Annotated in this window: 11 protein-coding genes; 5 read left to right on the forward strand and 6 right to left on the reverse strand. The window is 62.6% G+C overall.

What is annotated here, in order from left to right; translation table 11 throughout:
• Window positions 1-40: 40 nt before the first annotated feature.
• The 6 genes from whiA to uvrA all read right to left on the reverse strand — a co-directional run bounded on the left by whiA (window position 41) and on the right by uvrA (window position 8,777).
• A complete protein-coding gene (gene whiA, locus ABEA23_RS13600) occupies window positions 41-1,018 on the reverse strand; it encodes a DNA-binding protein WhiA (RefSeq protein WP_044494632.1) in 978 nt (325 codons plus the stop codon).
• Window positions 1,019-1,099: 81 nt separating this feature from the next.
• Window positions 1,100-2,122, reverse strand: a complete 1,023-nt coding sequence (locus ABEA23_RS13605) for a gluconeogenesis factor YvcK family protein (protein WP_425577191.1) — start codon at window positions 2,120-2,122, stop codon at window positions 1,100-1,102.
• Entirely contained in the window at window positions 2,122-3,042 is a 921-nt protein-coding gene (gene rapZ, locus ABEA23_RS13610; RefSeq protein ID WP_425577224.1) for an RNase adapter RapZ, read from the reverse strand. The genes ABEA23_RS13605 and rapZ overlap by 1 nt, the downstream gene beginning before the upstream one ends.
• Before the next feature lie 28 nt (window positions 3,043-3,070).
• Window positions 3,071-5,038 (reverse strand): excinuclease ABC subunit UvrC, encoded by a 1,968-nt coding sequence (uvrC, locus tag ABEA23_RS13615; protein ID WP_345478531.1) that lies wholly within the window; start codon window positions 5,036-5,038, stop codon window positions 3,071-3,073.
• Window positions 5,039-5,043: 5 nt separating this feature from the next.
• Window positions 5,044-5,721 carry a lysophospholipid acyltransferase family protein gene (locus tag ABEA23_RS13620; RefSeq protein ID WP_345478692.1) on the reverse strand — a complete coding sequence of 226 codons (678 nt, stop codon included), beginning with the start codon at window positions 5,719-5,721 and terminating at the stop codon, window positions 5,044-5,046.
• Window positions 5,722-5,795: 74 nt separating this feature from the next.
• On the reverse strand, window positions 5,796-8,777 hold the full coding sequence (gene uvrA / locus ABEA23_RS13625) for an excinuclease ABC subunit UvrA (RefSeq protein WP_425577226.1): 2,982 nt from the start codon (window positions 8,775-8,777) through the stop codon (window positions 5,796-5,798).
• A gap of 184 nt (window positions 8,778-8,961) precedes the next feature.
• Between uvrA and ABEA23_RS13630 the strand changes: the two genes are divergently transcribed.
• From ABEA23_RS13630 to coaE, 5 genes are all read left to right on the forward strand, one after another.
• Window positions 8,962-9,708 (forward strand): HAD hydrolase-like protein, encoded by a 747-nt coding sequence (locus ABEA23_RS13630; RefSeq protein ID WP_345478532.1) that lies wholly within the window; start codon window positions 8,962-8,964, stop codon window positions 9,706-9,708.
• A gap of 71 nt (window positions 9,709-9,779) precedes the next feature.
• A complete protein-coding gene (locus tag ABEA23_RS13635; RefSeq protein ID WP_345478533.1) occupies window positions 9,780-10,448 on the forward strand; it encodes an MBL fold metallo-hydrolase in 669 nt (222 codons plus the stop codon).
• 40 nt (window positions 10,449-10,488) lie between these two features.
• Window positions 10,489-13,104, forward strand: a complete 2,616-nt coding sequence (locus tag ABEA23_RS13640; protein WP_425577227.1) for a DEAD/DEAH box helicase — start codon at window positions 10,489-10,491, stop codon at window positions 13,102-13,104.
• Window positions 13,105-13,114: 10 nt separating this feature from the next.
• Window positions 13,115-14,446, forward strand: coding sequence for an alpha/beta fold hydrolase (locus ABEA23_RS13645; protein ID WP_345478535.1), 1,332 nt, complete (start codon window positions 13,115-13,117; stop codon window positions 14,444-14,446).
• Window positions 14,447-14,449: 3 nt separating this feature from the next.
• On the forward strand, window positions 14,450-15,064 hold the full coding sequence (gene coaE / locus ABEA23_RS13650; RefSeq protein ID WP_425577192.1) for a dephospho-CoA kinase: 615 nt from the start codon (window positions 14,450-14,452) through the stop codon (window positions 15,062-15,064).
• Window positions 15,065-15,068: the final 4 nt, after the last annotated feature.

A 15,068-nucleotide genomic window follows, 5' to 3' on the forward strand; every position in this document is an offset into this window, starting at 1 on the left:
ATTACCGACTATGACATGGGATGTTCACCAAGGGACGAAATCAGTACTCCATGTCCTCGGTGACGCTGGCCTCGGTATCTGGGATGCCCAGCTCTTCGGCGCGCTTATCCGCCATAGCGAGGAGTCTCCTGATACGACCGGCTATCGCATCCTTAGTCATGGGAGGCTCGGCCAGTCGGCCCAGCTCATCAAGGGAAGCTTGCTTATGCTGCAGGCGCAGTCTGCCGGCATATTCAAGGTGCTCAGGCACCTCTTCGCCCAGAATCTCCAGTGCACGCTCAACCCTCGCACCGGCAGCCACGGCAGCCTGCGCCGAACGCCGCAAGTTTGCGTCGTCGAAGTTGGCCAGTCGATTGGCCGTGGCACGCACTTCCTTGCGCATGCGCCGCTCCTCCCAAACCAGAAGCGTCTGGTGGGCGCCCATGCGGGTCAGCAGCTGGGCGATCGCATCTGCATCACGGATGACTACGCGGTCCGTATTACGAACTTCACGGGCTTTGGCGGTCAGGCCCAATCGACGGGCGGCACCGACGAGCGCCAGAGCGGCCTCTGGCCCCGGGCAAGTGACCTCCAGGGAGCAGGAGCGCCCGGGTTCGGTCAGTGAGCCGTGAGCCAGGAATGCCCCGCGCCAGGCTGCCACGGCATCTGCCACAGAGCCGTTGACGATCACCGCGGGCAGTCCCCGCACCGGTCGTCCGCGTCCGTCCAGCAAGCCGGTCTGGCGGGCCAGAGCTTCTCCTTCGCGCACGACGCGCACCACATAGCGGGAACCGCGCTTGAGGCCATTGCCGGAGACAACGATGATCTCGCAACCATGTCCGTAGACCTCCTGCAGTGCTGCGCGCAGCCGGCGAGCGGTAGCGGCGTGATCAAGCTCTGCCTCAATGACGATGCGCCGGGAGATCACGTGCAGGCCTCCGGCGAAGCGGAGCATGGCGGAGACCTCGGCCTTGCGCTCTGAGGTGGTGGTGACCTCGGCTCGTGAGAGTTCGTCCTTGACCGATTCGGTCAGCGCCATATCTTTTTCAGTTCCTCGTGGTCTGGTCGGGGCTGTCAGCGGAAGGCCATGCTACTGGACGTTGCTGCAGCTGAGAGAAAATCACTGGTGGAAGACCTCGTTGAAGGCAATCGCCAGGCGCAGCGGGTCGTGGACATCGCTGCGTTCAGAGTGCTTCACTTTGGCATAGGTGATCTCTGCGCCAAGCTGTTGAGCTGCTGATTCAAAAGCTCCGCGCTCAGCGTCGCTGATCGAGCGCGGGTCCGCGATGATCGCGTCGATATGCAGCTCAGGGGCGTAGTGGTGAAGTACCTGCAGATGTTCCGCTGCTGTCATTCCGGAAGTCTCATCGGTGTCAGCTTTGAGGTTCATCACCACGCAGCGTCGCGCTTCAGTGTCGTAGAGGGCTGAGCGCAGGTCATGCAGCAGCAGATGCGGCAGCACCGACGTGTACCACGAGCCTGGACCGAACACTACCCAGTCCGAAAGCTCGATGGCGGTCACCGCCTCCGTGCAGGCTTCGGCCTCCGCCGGGTGGATCTGAACATCGGTAAGCCGGCCCAGCTGTCCGGCCCGAGCCAGCTCAGCCTGTGAGTAGATCCGCACTGGTTCCCCGTCGGAGTGCACGGGTTCAACGATGCCGGACATGGTCAGCGGCGTCCGGGACATAGGCAACACCTGTCCACGGGCGCCCAGCAGCGCCCCCGCCCAGCGCAGACCATCCACCGGGTCCCCAAGGAGCTCCCACAGTGCCACGATGAGCAGATTGCCCATTGCGTGGTTGTCCAGACTCCCGCTGACACCGTCCCGCGAGCTGAAGCGGTGCTGCATCACTTCGGCCCACGTGCGGCCCCATTCGGTGTCATCGCACAGCGCAGTCAGGGCCATGCGCAGGTCTCCTGGAGGCAGCACATCCATATCTTGGCGCAGTCTGCCAGAGGAGCCGCCGTCGTCGGCCACCGTGCAGATGGCGGTCAAGTGCTCAGCAGCGATGATCCGCAGGGCTGAGAGCGTGGCTTTAAGCCCGTGGCCTCCGCCGAGCGCTGAGACACGTAGTGAGCTGCGACCCGGACTGACCACCGGGGCAGCAATAGTGGGCAGCGGTCCGGTGAACGGCTGGCTCACTATTCACGTCCCAGATCGCGGTGAATGACGTTCACGGTGACATTGGGCAGCTGATCCAGGCGGCGGGCCAGCTCTTCGCTAATGGCCACTGAACGGTGCTTGCCACCGGTGCAGCCAACAGCCAGGGTCGCATAGTGCTTATTCTCTCGGCGGTAGCCGTCGAGCGCCGGCATCAGAGCTTCAACGTAGCGGTCCACGAACTCACCGGCACCCTCATTGACCAGCACATATTCCCGCACCTTCTCGTCCTGACCGGTGAGCGGCCGCAGTTCAGGCACCCAATGCGGGTTCGGGATAAAGCGCACATCAGCGAGGAAATTCGCATCAGCGGGCACTCCGTATTTGAAGCCGAAACTCATCACGTTCAGCCGCAGGGTGATGGGCCCGTTGTCGTTGAAGAGTTCGTTAATGGCGCTGGCCAAGCCATGGACGTTCAAGTCGGTGGTGTCCAGCACGATCTGTGCTTCGGCTTTGACGTCTTTCAGCAGCTCTCGCTCGGCGGTGATGCCATCCACGATGCGTCCCTGCCCCTGGAGCGGGTGCGGGCGGCGTCCTTGCTCGAAGCGCCGGACCAGCAGGTCATCGGAGGCGTCCAGGAACAGCATCCGATAGTGAATACCGGAAGCCTCGATCTGCGCCAGACCTTCCTGCATAGTGCTGTAGAGTCCGCGGCTGCGGACATCCAGTACCACCGCTAGCTTCTCTACGGAGCCGGGGTGCCGCGCGATCAGGTCCATCATGGTGGCAATAAGCCCGGGCGGGAGTCCCTCCACCACATACCAGCCCATATCCTCCAGCGCGTGGGCTGCAGTGGTGCGGCCTGCTCCGGACATGCCCGTAATGATCAGCAGCTCGCTTTCTGGCGGCTTTACCGGCGTCAGGTCCTCGCTCATCATGTGCTCCGTTTCGGCGTCATGCATCATCGTGGCCGGGTGCCGGCCGGCCTGACTACGACTCTACCGGTCCTGCGCCGGCCTCGTCTGTGGTCTTCGTCAGGTGCTCGAGAATGCTGCGTGCAGTGTCCAGGCCGATTCCTGGTACTTCGGCTACCTGCTCCGGGGTAGCTGCCCGCAGATTCGCTACGGAACCGAAATGAGCGACGACGGCGGCGCGACGCTTGGGTCCCAGCCCTGGTACATCATCAAGTGCAGAAGCGGTCATCTGCTTGGACCGTGAGCTTCGGTGGTAGGCAATCGCGAAGCGGTGGGCTTCATCACGAATGCGCTGCAACATATACAGCGCCTCGGAGCTGCGGGGCAGCACCAGGGGGAAATCGTCCTCCGGCAGCCACACCTCCTCAAGTCGCTTGGCTAGCCCGACAACGGGCATATCCGGCAGCCCGATGGCGTCCAAAGCCGCGCGTGCTGCGTTGACCTGCGGCTGGCCGCCGTCGACGACGACAAGGCTGGGTGGGTAGGCGAACTTCGCCGATTCGCGGTCCACTACGGTGCTCTCAATGACGGTATCGGCGCCGCCTTCAGCTGAGGCTTCGGGGACGGGATCCGTGGTCTGCTCGAGCTCCTTGAGATAGCGGGAGAAACGCCGTGTAATGACATCCCGCATCGCGGAGGTGTCATCACGGGCGGCCTCGCCGCGGATTGAGAACCGTCGATAATCTTTCTTCTTGGGCAGACCGTCCTCGAGCACCACCATCGATGCCACCACATTGGTCCCGGAGGTGTGAGAGATGTCGAAGCACTCGATCCGCATCAGCGGCTCAGCCAGATCCAAGGCCTCCTGCAGCTCACGCAGCGCAGCGGAGCGAGTAGTGATGTCACTGGAGCGCCGGGCCTTGTGAAGAGTCAGCGCCTGCTCTGCGTTCTCCTGAACAGTGCCCAGCAATGCTGCTTTGTCTCCACGTTGCGGCACCCGGATCTGCACCCGGGCTCCGCGCAACTGGCTGAGCCAGGTGGTGAGCTCCTGGTGGTTCTCCGGCAGTGCTGGTACCAGGATTTCCTGCGGGATGCGTTCGGTATCTGGGATGGACCCGTACACCTGAAGGAGCAGCTGCTCCACCAGACCAGCGTCGTCGATCTCTTCCACCTTCTCGGAGATCCAGCCGCGTTGGCCGCGGATGCGGCCTTGGCGGATATGGAAGACCTGGGCAGAAGCCTCCAGCTCATCCTGAGCGAACGCGAAGATATCGGACTCCGTGTCCTCCGAGAGCACCACGGCATTTCGTTCGAAGACCCGCCGCAGGGCTTCCAAATCATCCCGGTGACGGGCCGCGTCCTCAAAGCGCAGCTCCGCAACTGCCTCCTTCATCCTGGCCTCAATGCGGCGCATATGCGGTCCGGGGCGACCGGCCATGACGTCGACAAACTCTTGGGCCAGCTCCCGGTGGTCTTCGGCGGAGATATTGCCTACGCACGGGGCCGCGCATTTGTCGATGAATCCCAACAGGCAGGGTCGGCCTGAGGCTTCAGCGCGCTTGAAAACACCTGGAGAGCAGGATCGGACTGGGAAGACCCGCAGCATGGTGTCCACGGTTTCGCGAATCGCTTTGGCCGGATGAAAGGGGCCGAAGTACTTCACTCCGGGTTTCTTGTCTCCGCGCATGACCTGCACCCTGGGGTATTTCTCATTCATGGTCACCGCCAGGTACGGATAGGACTTATCGTCCCGGTACATGATGTTGAAGCGTGGCGTGTGCTGCTTGATCCAGGTGTATTCGAGCTGAATGGCCTCTAACTCAGATCCCACCACCGTCCATTCCACGCTGCTGGCCGCGTGCACCATGGCGAAGGTCTTCGGGTGCAGTTGGTGGACCGACGTGAAGTAGGAGTTCAGCCGGGCGCGGAGATTCTTCGCCTTGCCCACATAGACGACTCGCCCATGCGGGTCGATAAAACGATAGACGCCCGGGTTGGTGGGGATCTCACCGGGTTTCGGTCGGTATGAGGCGGGATCGGCCATGAGCCTCAGCCTGCTTCCGCCCCCGCAGGCGGGGCGTTGTAACCGGCCGCCCGCTCCTGGCCGGAAAGCTCTGCGATGGCGTCCATGATTTTGCTGGTGGCCTCGCGTCGTACCGGCAGTGGGTGCTTCTCCCCCAGCTTGCCGAAGTGCAGCGGCTCACCCACGTGCATCTCGAAGTGATGGGGTTTGATCATGTTCTTATCCGGAGCTTGAAGGTTCTGGGTCCCTTTGAGGCCGACCGGAACAACCGGGACACCAGTAGCCAGTGCCAGCCATCCGACACCGTTCTTACCACGGTAGAGACGTCCATCACGGCTACGAGTACCTTCAGGGTAGATGCCTACTCCGTGGCCGGAGCGCGCGATGTCGCCCAGTTCATAGAGCGCCTCCACCGAGGCCGATTGTTTCTGCCTCTCCACGGGTACCGAGCCGACCGACTCAAAGAAGATCTTCATCGCTTTCCCACGCAGCCCCGGCTGTGTGAAGTACTCAGCTTTGGCGAAGAAGCTCACCGGACGAGGGAAAGTCGCCTGAATCAACACCGAATCGAGAAAGGAGAGATGGTTGCTTGCGACGATGAATCCGCCGTCACTGGGTACTTTCTCCATCCCAGTGATGGTCGGTCGGCAGGTCAACTTCACCACACCAGCGAAGCTCTTGCGGATGGCATCGTGGGTCACCACCCGTTTTTCCGGGTGGTCTGCAATCTCTCGGCTCACTGAGCAGATCTTAGTTGCTTCGACCTGGTCAGCGCGATTCACTCCTTCAGGAGCGGCTTGAGGAATGCCCCGGTATGCGAACCGGTCTCCGCCGCACGGGCAGCAACCTCCTCAGGGGTCCCCTCAGCGATGATGCGCCCGCCACCAGTGCCGCCTTCGGGGCCTAAGTCGATCAGCCAGTCTGCAGATTTGATGACATCAAGATTGTGCTCGATAGTCAGCACCGTATTGCCTTTGTCCACCAGCCCCTGCAATACCTGCAGCAGCTTCCGGATGTCCTCGAAGTGCAGGCCAGTAGTGGGCTCGTCCAGGACATAGATGCTGCGGCCGTTGGACCGCCGCTGCAGCTCAGACGCGAGTTTCACTCGTTGAGCCTCGCCGCCGGAGAGTGTTGTGGCTGACTGGCCCAGACGTACATAGCCCAGCCCGACATCAACGAGCGTGTTGAGGTGACGCGCGATCGGCGTAAAGGCGGAGAAGAACTCCGCTGCCTCCTCGATAGGCATATCCAGAACTTCGGCGATGTTCTTGCCTTTGTAGTGGACTTCCAGGGTCTCCCGGTTGTACCGAGCGCCGTGGCATACCTCGCAGGGCACATAGACATCCGGCAGGAAGTTCATCTCGATCTTCAGCGTGCCATCGCCTGAGCAGGCTTCACAGCGCCCACCTTTGATATTGAAGCTGAAGCGCCCGGGCTGGTAACCACGCGTCTTGGCCTCCTGAGTCTCCGCGAAGAGCTTACGGATGTGATCGAAGACCCCGGTATAGGTGGCTGGATTTGATCTGGGGGTGCGGCCGATGGGGCTCTGGTCCACGTGGATGATCTTGTCCAGGTGGTCCTCGATGCCATCGATGCGCCGATGCCGTCCGGGCACCTGGCGAGCATTGTTGAGCTTATTGGCCAGTGCCTTATAGAGGATCTCATTGATCAGGGTTGACTTGCCCGATCCTGAGACTCCGGTGACCGCCAGGAAGATGCCAAGCGGGATGTCCACAGTGAGGTTCTGCAGGTTGTTCTCGCTGGCATCGACGATTCGCAGTGACCGCTGCGGGTCTACCGGGCGGCGCTGGGCTGGCACGGCGATACTGCGCCGGCCCGAGAGGTAGTCACCGGTGACTGAGCGCTCATTGGCGCGCAGCCCCTCGACCGACCCCGAATGAACGATCTGACCACCACGTTCTCCGGCACCGGGACCGATGTCCACGATCCAGTCAGCCTCTGCGATGGTGTCCTCATCGTGTTCGACCACGATGAGCGTATTCCCCAGGTCCCGCAGCCGGGTCAGGGTCTGGATCAGTCGGGTGTTGTCGCGCTGGTGCAGTCCGATGGAGGGCTCGTCGAGAACATAGAGCACGCCCACCAGTCCGGAACCGATCTGAGTGGCCAGCCGAATGCGCTGGGCCTCACCGCCGGAGAGCGTGCCGGCGGCGCGTTCCAGGGTCAGATAATTAAGCCCGACGTCGAGAAGGAAATTCAGCCGCGCGAGGATCTCCTTCAGGACCTGCTCGGCGATTTTTGCATCGCGGGCGGAGAGCGTGAGGCCGTTGAAGAACGCAGCGCACTCATTCAGGGGCAATCGGGCCACGTCAGCGATGGATTTGTCCTGGACGAGCACTGACAGGCTTGCCGGGTTCAGCCGCTGACCATCACAGGCCGGGCAGGGCACCTGGCGCATGTACTGCTCGTAGCGGTCCCGGGCGTTATCCGATTCCACCTCTTCGTGCTTGCGCTCAAGATATGTCAGCACACCCTCGAAGCCGGTGGTGTAGCGACGTTCGCGGCCCCAGCGGTTGCGGAACTGCACTTTGACCTTGTAGTTGCGTCCGTGCAGCAGAGCCTTCTGCACCTTTTTGGGAAGGTCTTTCCAGGGGGTGCGCAGCGAGAAGTCCAGCTCATCGGTTAGTCCCTCCATCACGCGCAGCCAGTATTCTTTGGTCCCCTTTCCTGCAGCCCAGGGGGCGATGGCGCCGTCCTCCAGGGACAGGGAATCATCAGGAACTACCAGAGACTCATCAACTTCCAGTCGGGAACCGATTCCGGAGCAGACGTCACAGGCGCCGAAGGGCGAGTTGAAGGAGAAGGTGCGTGGCTCGATCTCGTCGATCGGCAGCGGGTGCTCATTGGGGCAGGCGAGATTCTCACTGAAGCTGCGGTATTTGGGGCCGCTCAGCTCCTCAGGGACACGGCTGGGGTCGGTGGGCTGGCCAGCCTCATCCAGATCCACCATATCGATGACCACGCGGCCTTCGGCCTGCTTCAGGGCAGTCTCAATAGAGTCGGTCAGGCGCTGGCGCATGCCTTCACGGATTACCAGACGGTCAATCACCACATCGATGGTGTGCTTGTACTGCTTCTCCAGTGTGGGTGGCTCATTGAGCTGAATCAGCTCACCATCGACCACCGCACGCGCGAAGCCTTGACTGGCCAGTTCGCGGAAGAGGTCCTTGAACTCGCCCTTGCGCCCGCGCACCACAGGAGCCAGCACCTGAAAGCGGGTCTTCTCCGGCAATGCCAGGATCTGGTCCACGATCTGCTGTGGAGTCTGGCGCTCAATCCGCTCACCGCATTCGGGACAGTGCGGCACTCCGATACGCGCCCAGAGCAAACGCAGATAATCGTGAATCTCGGTGACTGTACCTACAGTGGAGCGCGGGTTCCGGGACGTTGACTTCTGGTCAATGGACACCGCCGGTGAGAGGCCTTCGATGAAGTCGATATCCGGCTTGTCCACCCGGCCCAGGAACTGGCGGGCATAGGCTGAGAGCGATTCAACATAGCGACGCTGGCCCTCCGCAAAGATCGTGTCGAATGCCAGTGATGACTTACCGGAGCCTGAGAGGCCGGTAAAGACGATGAACGCATTGCGAGGCAGCTCCAGCGCCACGTTCTTCAGATTGTGCTCCCGAGCCCCCTGGACCACGATCCGGTCAGCTTCAGCTCGGCCCACTGCCCCCTGGGACGCAGCACTTGCAGAAGCCGCGGTGCCGTTGGCCCCGTGCTCTGGGGCGGGCGAGGACAGGGCTCGGTAGTAGTCATCAACGGACTCGATCACTGCGGTAGTGGTGTCAGACACGCGCACAAGTCTAAGGCCGCAACCCGATTCGAACAAGTGTTCGATTCCTCCTGTCCTTTACTACCCAGCGGCTCATGAAGCAGCCGGGACCGCGTCCTGACGCCGCAGCTGGCGGTGGGAGAATGTGCTCATGTCCTTCTCCAGCACTCCCGGCGTTTCCACCGGCTTCGCCAGCAGCGTGATCTTTGACCTCGACGGAACCCTGGTGGACCCGGCTGGAGCCATCACCGGAGGCATCGCGGCCGCGTTGGCGGCCCACCGTGTACCCGTGCCCAGCCAACAGGTGCTTGACTCGATGGTGGGCCCTCCGCTGCTCACGTCGCTGAAGGCACTGCCGGGAGTCACCCAGGAAAACGTGGCAAGCATCATGGACCATTACCGCAGCAGCTACCTGAACTCTGGCATGGCTGCGAGCAAGGTCTACCCCGGAATCAAAGAACTGCTGCAGACCCTCGGCGAATCCGGTGTATCCCGAGCGGTGGCGACCTCCAAGCCAGAGCCTCTGGCGAACCGGCTCTTGGAGATCCAGGGGCTGGCGGGGCTGATTGATTCGGTCCACGGCTCGCACCCGGATGAAACAGTCCCGCACTCCGGTAAGACGGAGATAGTGGCCGCCGCACTGAGTGCAGTAGGTGCAGATGGCCTCGATGAGCACCAGCGCCGGGACCGAGTCGTGATGGTGGGCGACCGGATCTTCGACGTCGCCGGTGCCCACGCTCACGGCCTGCGCTGCATCGGGGTGACCTGGGGCTATGCCCCCGACGGTGAACTCGAAGCGGCCGGGGCTGACCACCTTGCCGCCGATGCTGCCCAGTTAGCGGATCTGCTGCAGCAGCTGTTGGGACTGTCGTCGTCGTTGCGTTCTGCCCTGGCCTGACCGGCCAGCAGAAGATACTGGTGCAGCTCACGCATGGCGCCGACTTCCGGGCACGCCATAGACTGTGGCGCATGCCCTCGGTTAGTTCCCTGATCTACGATCTGCCCGCCATCACTGTTCGTCGTATCGCGGTGTCAGAAATGAGCAATAACGTTTATCTGCTCACCTCCAAGAAGTCAGGGGTACAGGTGCTGATCGACGCAGCCGACGACGCCGCGGCCATCAGCGAGCTGCTCAGCGCCGCTGCCGCCGACACCCCCTGCGCTCTAAACCTTCGTGCTGTGCTGACCACCCATCAGCACTGGGACCATATTCGGGCCCTGCCGGAGCTGGCTGAGAACCCTGGGGTTGAACTTGCCGCTGGAGCCGATGACGCCGCAGCCATTGAAGAGCAGAAGAGTGTGAGCATCAGCCATCGCCTGCAGCACGCAGACACTGTCCAGTACGACGGAATCTGCCTCGATGTGATCCACCTGCGCGGACACACACCCGGATCAGTGGCGTTTGTCTATCCGGTGGAGGATGGGCCCACCCATATCTTCACCGGCGACTCACTCTTTCCCGGCGGCGTAGGCAAGACCTGGAGCTCCGAGGACTTCACTACCCTGCTGGACGACGTCGAGACGCGTCTCTTCGCCGAATATGACGACGACACCATCATCCACCCGGGCCACGGGGAACCCACCACGCTGGGCGAGGAAAGGCCGAAACTGGCCGAATGGCGGGAACGTGGCTGGTAAGGACTCCCCCACAGTGAGCCCCCGCCCGCTTCTGCAGAAACTGACCTCATCCCCCGACAATCCCGGGCAGCCCCCGAGCCCTGAGGAGCTCTTCGAAGCCTTCAATTCCTGGGTCACCGACCGCGGCCTAACTCTCTACCCCGCCCAGGAGGATGCCATCCTGGAGCTGGCTGATGGCGAGCATGTCATCATGGCTACTCCCACCGGTTCCGGCAAATCCATGGTGGCGCTCGCCGCCCACTTCCTCGCCCTTTCGCGGGGGCAGCGCAGCGTCTACACCGCGCCCATCAAAGCACTGGTCTCGGAGAAGTTCTTCTCCCTGGTGGAAGTCTTCGGAGCCGAGAACGTCGGCATGGTCACCGGGGACTCCGCAGTCAATGCCTCCGCTCCGATCATCTGCTGCACTGCCGAGATCCTGGCCAATGAGGCCCTCCGCGATGGCGAGGAGGCCACTGTGGGTCCGGTGGTCATGGACGAGTTCCACTTCTATGCCGACCCGCATCGCGGCTGGGCCTGGCAGGTGCCGCTGATCGAACTGCCGCAGGCACAGTTCCTGCTGATGTCGGCCACCCTGGGTGACACCACCCGTTTTGAGCAGCGGATTGCCCAGCGGACCGGACGCGACGTCGTCGTGGTCTCCTCCGCGGTGCGTCCAGTGCCGCTGAGCTACGAGTACTCCACCGCACCGCTGACGGAGAAGCTTGAAGAACTGGCCGCAACTCATCAGGCACCGGTGTACGTGGTGCATTTCTCCCAGCGTGAGGCTGCGGAAAGTGCTGTCGGACTGATGAGTCTGAACCTGCTCTCCAAGGCTGAGCGCGAGACTCTGAACCAACGCCTGGAACGCTTCCGCTTCGCCAAGGGCTACGGCAAAACACTGAGCCGACTGCTGAAGTCGGGGGTGGGTGTCCACCATGCCGGCATGCTGCCCAAATACCGACGGTTGGTGGAGCAGCTGGCTCAGGAGGGGCTGCTGAAGGTCATCTCTGGAACTGACACTCTCGGGGTGGGCATCAATGTGCCGATTCGCACAGTGCTGCTGACGGGCTTGAGCAAATACGACGGCGAGCGGGTCCGTCAGCTCAACGCACGGGAGTTCCACCAGATCGCCGGACGGGCCGGTCGGGCCGGCTTCGATACCTCGGGCACAGTGGTGGTACAGGCCCCGGAGCATGTGATCGAGAATGAGCTCGCGCTGAAGAAAGCGCAGGCCAAACACGGCGACGACGCGGCCAAGGTCGCTCAGGCGATGAAGTCTAAGCCGAAGAAGAAGCCGCCGGAGGGTTTCGTCTCCTGGAGCGAGAAGACCTATCAGCGGCTCATCGAGGCTGAGCCGGAACCGATGGTCTCCCGGATGAAGGTCAGCTATGCGATGGTGCTGCATCTGCTGAACCGGCCGGAGAACCCGATTATGGCGATGCGTCGACTGATCACGGCCTCGGACGAGTCCCGGGCCCGGCAGGCGCAGCTGCAACGGCGCGCTCTGCAGATTTTGCGTGAGCTGCTGGCCGCCGGGGTGCTGGAACGGTTGGAGGAACCGGATGAGGACGGGCGCACCGTTGATCTGACCCTGGACTTACAAGATGACTTTGCGCTGAATCAGCCGCTGGCTCCTTTTGCGGTGGCCGCCTTAGAGCTGCTGGATCCCGAATCAGAAACTTATGCGCTGGATGTCATCAGCGTCATCGAGTCCATTCTGGACACCCCCTATCAGGTGACCGGCGCACAGGTGAAGAAGCTCAAGGGCGAGAAGATTGCTGAGCTCAAGGCCGAGGGTGTGGACTACACCGAACGGATGCGGATCTTGGATGAGCTGACTCACCCGCGACCGCTGGCGGAGCTGCTCGAGCAGCAGTTCGAGGTGTACCGCTCCTCCGCGCCCTGGGTGGCCGACCATGTGCTGGAGCCCAAGTCGGTGGTTCGCGACATGATCGAACGGGCCTTCACCTTCGTGGATGCCGTGAACTTCTATGGTCTGGCGCGCAGCGAGGGAGTGCTGCTGCGCTATCTCTCCGACGCCTACCGCACATTGCGTCAGACAGTGCCCACCTCGAAGGTGACTGAGGAGCTGGAGGACCTGATCGCTTGGCTGGGTGAAGTGATCGCCCAGACCGACTCTTCGTTGGTTGAAGAGTGGGAGCGGTTGGCTGCCAGTGATGATCCTGAGAAGCTGGCCGAGGTAGAACGCCGTCAGCTGGAGCAGGCTTCCGAGCCCGCCGGGTTCTCTGCCAATGTCAGGGCTTTCACTGTGCTGGTGCGCAATGCGATGTTCCGCCGGGCTGAGCTCTTTGCCCAGGAGAAGGACGAGGCGCTGGCGGCACTGGAGCGTGAACACGCAGAGTTCCTGCCTCGGGAGGGTGCACGAGCGCCGCAGACCGAATGGGCGGAGCCGGATCGCTGGGGGCAGGCGCTTGATGCGTTCTTCGACGAATACGAGGATGTGTACACCGACGCCAAGTCCCGAAGCGCGACGCTTTTCCGGCTGGACCGCCAGCCCGCCGGGCGCCCCGGGTTCTGGCATGCCGTGCAGGTCCTTGATGATGACCAGGGCAACCACGATCAGGGCATTCATGCCTGGGTGGACTTGGCTGCCTCCGATGAGGCCGAAGCAGCTGTCGTACGGGTCTACCATGTCGGCGAGCTCAGAACTGCTTAAGCTGGAGCCCATGAACGAGACTCGCCTGCTGCTCGACGGTACCCGGATCATCGACCACCGTCTCGAGGTGCCACTGGACGGCAGCGCCCCCGCTGAGCGCAACGGAAGTGAACGCATCACCGTCTACGCCCGGGAGTTCATCGGCGCTGAGGCTCAAGCCAAGGGCGAGCTGCACGTCTCTGCGCTGCCCGTACTGCTCTTCCTGCAGGGTGGCCCAGGTGGTAAGGGCAATCGGCCGGCCCGGCTTTCCGGCTGGATGGCCGAGGCGGCCAAGGACTTCCGCATCATCATGCTGGACCAGCGCGGCACTGGGCTGTCCTCCGCGCTGAACCGTCACAGTCTCACTGCCCGAGGCGGTGTGGCAGAGCAGGTAGCTTATCTCCGCCATTTCAGGGCAGACAGCATTGTCAAAGACGCCGAGGCATTGCGCGAGCACCTCGGGGTGAACTCCTGGAGCGTGCTGGGGCAGAGTTACGGCGGGTTCTGCGCGCTGAGCTATCTGTCCTTTGCGCCTGAGCATCTGGACCGGGTGATGATCACCGGCGGTCTAGCACCAGTGACCGGGCACGCTGATCGGGTCTACCAGCACACCTACCGGCTGATGGCCGCTAGGAATGCCGAGTATTTTGCGCGCTTCCCGGAGGACCGGCAGCGCCTTGATGAGATCATCAGCTATGTGCGTGAGCGGAAGAGCGCCGGCGCTCCGGTGCGGCTGCTCGATGGCTCCGAGTTGACCATTCCCAGACTCCAGATGCTGGGCATGCTCCTCGGCGGCAATACGCGTGTGGATTCCCTGCACTATGTCCTCGAAGAAGCCTTCACCACCGGAGCCGACGCACAGACGACGCTCAGTGATACTTTCCTTGCCGCCGTCGGGCAGCAGGCCTCCTTCGCTGCATCTCCCATGTATGCGGTGCTGCACGAATCGATCTACGGTCTTCCTGAGGAAGCCCCCACCGAGTGGTCCGCTGAACGGGTGCTTGAGCAGTTCCCGGCCTTCGCCGCCGACGCTGAGTCTCCGCTGCTGACCGGGGAGATGATCTTCCGTGAGCACGTGCAGCAGGACCCGGTCCTGGCGCCGCTGTATGAGACCGCCGACGCGCTGGCGCAGATCAGCGATTGGGATCCGCTCTACGATCTGGAACAGCTGGGCCGTAATCAGGTGCCGGCCGCAGCTGCGGTGTACACCGACGACGTGTATGTCGCTCGGGAGCTCTCGCTGGAAACCGCAGCGCGGGTGGCCAATCTCTCCGTATGGGAGACCGATGAGTTCCACCATGACGGGCTCAACGACGACGGCCCGATGATCCTGCGCGAGCTGCTCCACCGCACGGAGCACTGACCTGTGACCGGAATACTCTCGGTTGGCCTGACCGGTGGCATTGCCTCGGGAAAGTCTGCTGTGTCGGCGCGAATGGCAGAACATGGTGCCCTCATCATCGACGCGGATCTGCTGGCCCGGCAGGTGCTGGAACCTGGCACTGAGGGTCTTGATGAAGTGGTGGCCGCCTTCGGTGAGCAGGTTCTGACTACTGAGGGTGGACTGGACCGGGCCGCACTGGGCCGAGTGGTCTTTGCCGACGACGATGCCCGCGCCCGCCTCAATGCCATCGTCCATCCGCGTGTGCGTGCTGCTGCCGCGGCGCTGCGGGAATCAGCCCCTGCCGGCAGCATCGTGGTGGAGGATATCCCGCTGCTGGTGGAGACCGGGCAGCAGGATCGGTTCGACGTCGTCGTGGTGGTTCAGGCCCCGCACCCGGAGCGTGTACGGCGGATGGTGCACAACCGCGGGATGAGCCAGGATGATGCCGAAGCGAGAATCCGCGCGCAAGCCACCGATGCTGAGCGCGCCGCAGCAGCCGATGTGGTGCTCATCAACGACGGCCGCCTGTCGCACCTGCAGCAAAAGGTTGATGAGCTGATGGTGAACCTCAGCGAACGTGTCAGGGCCACACAGTAGCCTG

This window comes from Nesterenkonia rhizosphaerae (genome assembly GCF_039544555.1).
Classification (GTDB): domain Bacteria; phylum Actinomycetota; class Actinomycetes; order Actinomycetales; family Micrococcaceae; genus Nesterenkonia; species Nesterenkonia rhizosphaerae.